Raw genomic sequence first — 5,207 nt, 5'->3', positions numbered from 1 at the left:
CGGCCTCACCGAAACGGAGCATATCCTGAAGGGCTTCGCCGCCGGCGGGGTCGATTACGTCACCAAGCCGATCGTCGCCGAAACGCTGATCGCCCGCATGTATGCCCATCTCGTCAACGCCCGTGTCGCCCAGAGCACGCGGGCGGCGCTGGACGTCACCGGGCGGACCCTGCTGGCCGCCAATCACCGGGGTGAGGTGCTGTGGTGCACACCGCAGACCACGCGCATGCTGGAGGCGGCCTTCGGCTCCTCTGCCGCCGACGGCCTGGCCACCGGCGTCTCGTTGCCGGAGGAGGCCCGGCTCTGGCTGGCGGACCGGCAGACCGGCGGTGGCGGACGCAAGCCGGACAGCGTGGTGATCGCCACCTTTGCCGATGGCCGTCGCCTGCGCCTCAGCCCGGTCGGCCAGACCGGCCCCGACGAGATCCTGCTGCAACTGGCCGAAGAATCGGGAGCTGGCGAGGACAGGCTGCTGAAGGACAAGCTGTCCCTGACCCCGCGCGAGGCGGAGGTGCTGATGTGGGTCGCCAATGGCAAGCCGAACCGTGACATCGCCGAGATCCTCGGTCTCAGCCCTCGCACGGTCGACAAGCATCTGGAACAGATCTATGCAAAGCTCGGCGTAGAGAACCGGGCCGCCGCCGCCGCGATGGCGGTGCGAGCACTGAACGGCACCCGGTGAGAACACGGAAACCGAGTTTTTTCAACGAGAGGTTTACGCCATTACGATAGTTGATAGCACAAAACGGGATTGAAAACGATCGAATATGGATGGCTTTCCGCCTTTATTGGTCATCCTTCCGGAAATTAGAATCGTATTGCGAGAAAAACATCCAAACGTTAATCTGCGATTTGGTTGCATGTGATTGTCCCGAACTGCTTCGACACCGTCAAACTCCGGCGGAATTCTGCTCTCCAAAACAAAATTGCCGATCGCTCCGGAATTCAAGCGACGTTCGGAATCCATGAAGCGCTAAAGCCCGGTCCGGCAATCAACGAGCCAAGCACTAACTTCCCACGCCGAATGGTGTGGCATGAGTGATCCAAAGGTGCCTCATCCATGGATCCCAAATATTGCTGACCGCCGGGTCTTGACCTCTGCAACGGCCGACCGCCCCCGCACGCGCGAAACAAGTGGGATGAGACCAAACAGCAGCACAACTCATAACATGATCAGGGAGGATACGATGCATGGACGTGACAACCGCGGCATCTCAGCGGGCGCAAATCCCGGGGTTCCATTCGGACGGTTCGGCAGAATGTTCGATTGCCCTCCCAATGCCAAGCTCCCCGACGATGCGTTGGCGTTGATCGCATCCGCGATGATCAAGAACGACTTGGGGAAGCCGATAACCGAACCGGAAGTCGGCGACGAAAACCCCACAATCCCCGCTGGCTACACCTATTTCGGCCAGTTCGTAGACCACGACATCACCTTCGATCCCACGCCCTTGAGTGCTGAAGTGTCCGACCCGGCCGCGCTGATCGATTTCCGAACGCCGGCACTCGATCTCGACAGCGTCTATGGACGCGGCCCGGACGACCAACCCTATCTCTATGACGGCGTCCGGCTGCGCACGGGCATGGCACCCGGCAACGCGGATGCGACGGTTGGGACCCGGCATGATCTGTTCCGTATCCTCGACAACAGCATTCCTTTGCTGGGCGACAAACGGAACGACGAGAACAAGATCGTTTCGCAAATCCATGGAGCGATGATTGCATTCCATAACAAGGTCGTCGAGAACGACATCCTGATGGAATGGGCAGGCGCGGCGCCCGACCAACCACGCGAGCGCTTCGACGCGGCGGTATCAATTGTCAGGTGGCATTATCAGTGGGTTGTCTTGTTCGATTATTTGGTTCGGATCTGCGAACCTCATACGGTAACAAAAATATTGAACGACGGCGGAGTTCCACGGCTCAACAACTATTTGAAGACCGACGCCGAATACCCCTATATGCCTGTGGAATTTGCGGGAGCGGCCTTCCGCTTCGGCCATTCGATGGTGCGCCCATCCTATGCGCTGAACCGCTTCGTCGGCACTCAGCCCGGTCCGAATGACTCCACCGACCAAACGACATTTCGGCGCATACCGACCTTCTCGACCGTCCAGGATCCCGACGATCCCACCGAAGCCGAACAGTTGTTGAACATGAATGGATTCCCGGGGACTCTCCCAAAGCAGTGGGGAATCGATTGGGGCTATTTCCTCGACGGCATTCCGGCAAACATCGATTTGCCGCAGCCTCCCCCTCCCGATTCCAAGGTCCAGGTGCCTCAACTTTCCTACCGCATCGACGCACTGCTGGTCGAGCCTCTCACGATCCTTCCGGAATTCCAGAAGGAGGCCAGAAGAAAGGGCAATGGATTCCTGATGAATCTTGCCTTCCGAAATCTGAGGCGCGGCCAGCTTCTTGACCTTCCCTCTGGCGAAGCGGTCGCCTGTCGCCTGGGCATCCCGCCGATGCCGGCAAACATTGTCTGGGCTGCCGGTTCGCTCCGCCACAGCAGCGGGTCCGATTTGCCGGACGATTTGAAAGACGAACTTGAGGAAACGACTTCCCGGCGCCAAGAGGTTCTTTCCAAGCTGAACGGCATGAACCACCAGATCGAAGGAAGGACGCCCCTCTGGTACTACATACTGCGTGAAGCGGAGTATTACGGCACAGACAAGATGTCCGCGGATCCAGGCGTCGCGTTCGGCGGTCAGCATCTCGGTCCGGTCGGCAGTCGAATCGTCGCGGAGACGCTGATCGGTCTGCTGTATTTGGACCGGAGCTCGTTCCTTCACTGCATGCCAAAATTCAAGCCACACCCGGAAATCACCAAAGGCGCCTCGTCCTTTACACTGGATCGACTGATCGCCTATGCCTTGTCATAGGGTGAAAAGCGTCGCAGACGGGTGATCGGCAGCGATACCGGCGGGAATGTGCGGTTGCCCGAGAGGGTATCCCGCACCGACAACGTCCGGCCGCGCCGCAGCGCCATATGTTCAATGAAGCGAGACTTGCCGCAGCCGTCGGACACCGACAGGGTTTCCAGCCGATTCTGCAGGTCCAGAGCGCCATCTCTCCATCTTTCACAGTGGCTCACACCGGCGAACGCTTGAACTGACCTTTCAAGTGTTCGCCGATCACCGTGATTGCGGGGGCGCGCCCCCATGGGCACGACAAAGCCTGTGAGGCGATCGAAGGCAATACGACAGGTCATTGGTATCAGCGCTGCGCCGGCTCTTCCGCCGGGATGCCGTCGATCGGACATTCGGGCGTGCCGACCGTCCTGCGGGTGAAAGACTCCACCAACGTCCGTGTTCCCTCCGGATCGCTCACCCACTGGCGATAGAAATCATAGGGGCAGGCCGCTTCGCCCTTCACCCCGTCAAGGCTGTTGATCATGCCGGTGTAGCCGCGATGGACCAGCTTGAAGAGGTGGTTTTCCGACTGGCCGTGCCTGCGGAAATCGCGGATCAGCGACTTGGACAGTTGGGCATATTGGATGCCATACTCCTCCTCGCCGCATTCGCCGAGCGTGCGGCCGTCGAAGCCGACGATGGCGGAATGGCCGAAATAGGAATAGACACCGTCGAAACCGGCGGCGTTCGCCACGGCGACATAGACGTTGTTGGCCCAGGCCATCGCCTTGGCCATCAGCACCTGCTGGTCCTTGGCCGGATACATGTAGCCCTGGCAGCGCACGATCAGCTCGGCCCCCTTCATGGCGCAGTCGCGCCAGATTTCGGGATAATTGCCATCGTCGCAGATGATCAGGCTGATCTTCAGCCCCTTCGGCCCGTCCGACACATAGGTGCTGGTGCCAGGATACCAGCCTTCGATCGGCACCCAGGGCATGATCTTGCGGTATTTCTGCACGATCTCGCCCTGGTCGTTCATCAGAATCAGCGTGTTGTAGGGTGCCTTGTGCGGGTGCTCCTCGTGCCGCTCGCCGGTGAGGGAGAACACGCCCCATACCTTGGCTTTGCGGCAGGCGGCGGCGAATATCTCCGTCTCGTCACCGGGGATGGCGGCGGCCGTCTCGTACATCTCCTTGGAATCGTACATAATTCCGTGGGTGGAGTATTCGGGGAAGATCACGAGGTCAAGGCCGGGCAGTCCGGTCTTCATGCCGATCACCATGTCGGCGATCTTCTGTGCATTCTCCAGCACCTCCAGCTTGGTGTGAAGGCGCGGCATCTTGTAATTGACGACGGCAACGCCGACGGTGTCGTTGCTGCTGGTGATGTCGCCGTGGATCATCTCGGTCTCCCTGCATGACGGGGCATGAGACAGCGCGCGGGGAGCGGGACGAGTGTCCGGTCTCCACAGTATTTTCGCGCGCTTCTCGGTTGCTGCCGATCATCGCGGACCGAAACACCGACAGGAATACGCGATTCCCCGTATGGTCGATCGGGAGGCGGTCAGGCGATCCCGTCGCACTCCGGACGGACCCAGGAAATGGCCGCCAATTGCCACAATGCGCGCCCGCGACCGCCCTCACGCCGATGGCGGCACGTCATCGTTGCCTTCCGTGCGGTCGCGATACAGCGCCGCACGCGCCAGCAGCATCAGAGTGATCGGCGTGGTGACCACCATCAACGCTGTGATCAGCACCTCATGCAGCACCGGGCGCGATTGAAACACCGAGAAGAAAAGCATGGATGCGAGCAGCACGAAACCGATGCCCAGGGTCGACCCCAGAGTCGGGGCGTGGATCCGTTCATAGAAGCTGCCGAACCGCAGCAACCCGACGGAACCGATCAATGCCAGACCGGTGCCGAGCAGAAGCAGCAGCGCCGTCAGCAGCGCCGCCCATGGCGGCAGCTCAGCCAGATGCGTCATTCGATCACTTCTCCGCGCATGAGGAACTTGGCGATTGCCGCCGTCGAGACGAAGCCGAGCAAGGCGATGATGAGGGCCGCCTCGAAATACAGCGTGCTCGTCGTGCGGATGCCGAAGACCAGCAGCAGCATCGTGGCGTTGACATACAGGGTGTCCAGCCCGACCACCCGGTCCTGCGCCCGCGGCCCCCGCAGGATGCGGACCATCGCACAGCCCATGGCGAGAACCAGGAGGATCTGTGCCAGGAAGATCGACCAGGACAGTATTTCCGCGATCATTCGAACACCTCGATCAGGCGTTTTTCGTACCGTTCCTTGATGGTGTCGACCCACACCTGCTCGTCGACAAGGTCGAGGATGTGGAGGAGC

General features: G+C 60.5%; 5 protein-coding genes. 2 read left to right on the top strand and 3 right to left on the bottom strand.

Features of this window, described 5'->3' with window-relative positions:
- Together I71_RS31455 and I71_RS31450 are read left to right on the top strand one after the other, a co-directional pair.
- Positions 1-682: helix-turn-helix transcriptional regulator (locus I71_RS31455; RefSeq protein ID WP_042703608.1), on the top strand; the 682-nt coding region annotated here is incomplete at its 5' end.
- A gap of 505 nt (positions 683-1,187) precedes the next feature.
- Positions 1,188-2,885, top strand: coding sequence for a heme peroxidase family protein (locus tag I71_RS31450; RefSeq protein ID WP_042703606.1), 1,698 nt, complete (start codon positions 1,188-1,190; stop codon positions 2,883-2,885).
- A 334-nt stretch (positions 2,886-3,219) separates the two neighbouring features.
- Here I71_RS31450 and I71_RS31445 read toward each other — a convergent pair whose 3' ends face one another.
- From I71_RS31445 to I71_RS31435, 3 genes are all read right to left on the bottom strand, one after another.
- Positions 3,220-4,257, bottom strand: a complete 1,038-nt coding sequence (locus tag I71_RS31445) for an aliphatic amidase (protein ID WP_042703604.1) — start codon at positions 4,255-4,257, stop codon at positions 3,220-3,222.
- 237 nt (positions 4,258-4,494) lie between these two features.
- Positions 4,495-4,839, bottom strand: coding sequence for a monovalent cation/H(+) antiporter subunit G (mnhG, locus tag I71_RS31440; RefSeq protein WP_042703602.1), 345 nt, complete (start codon positions 4,837-4,839; stop codon positions 4,495-4,497).
- Positions 4,836-5,117: a K+/H+ antiporter subunit F gene (locus I71_RS31435; protein ID WP_199902303.1), complete on the bottom strand. Its 282-nt coding sequence runs from the start codon at positions 5,115-5,117 to the stop codon at positions 4,836-4,838. The genes mnhG and I71_RS31435 overlap by 4 nt, the downstream gene beginning before the upstream one ends.
- Positions 5,118-5,207 lie beyond the last annotated feature (90 nt).

This window comes from Azospirillum sp. B506, from assembly GCF_000333595.1.
GTDB lineage: Bacteria > Pseudomonadota > Alphaproteobacteria > Azospirillales > Azospirillaceae > Azospirillum.
Note: the sequence above shows the minus strand (reverse complement) of the source record. Positions and strands in the feature narration are given on the sequence as shown.

Bases quoted from the DNA above. Each gene is read 5' to 3' on its own strand.
- I71_RS31445 (WP_042703604.1), bottom strand. From the start codon at position 4,257: ATGATCCACGGCGACATCACCAGCAGCAACGACACCGTCGGCGTTGCC.
- I71_RS31435 (WP_199902303.1), bottom strand. From the start codon at position 5,117: ATGATCGCGGAAATACTGTCCTGGTCGATCTTCCTGGCACAGATCCTC.
- mnhG (WP_042703602.1), bottom strand. From the start codon at position 4,839: ATGACGCATCTGGCTGAGCTGCCGCCATGGGCGGCGCTGCTGACGGCG.
- I71_RS31450 (WP_042703606.1), top strand. From the start codon at position 1,188: ATGCATGGACGTGACAACCGCGGCATCTCAGCGGGCGCAAATCCCGGG.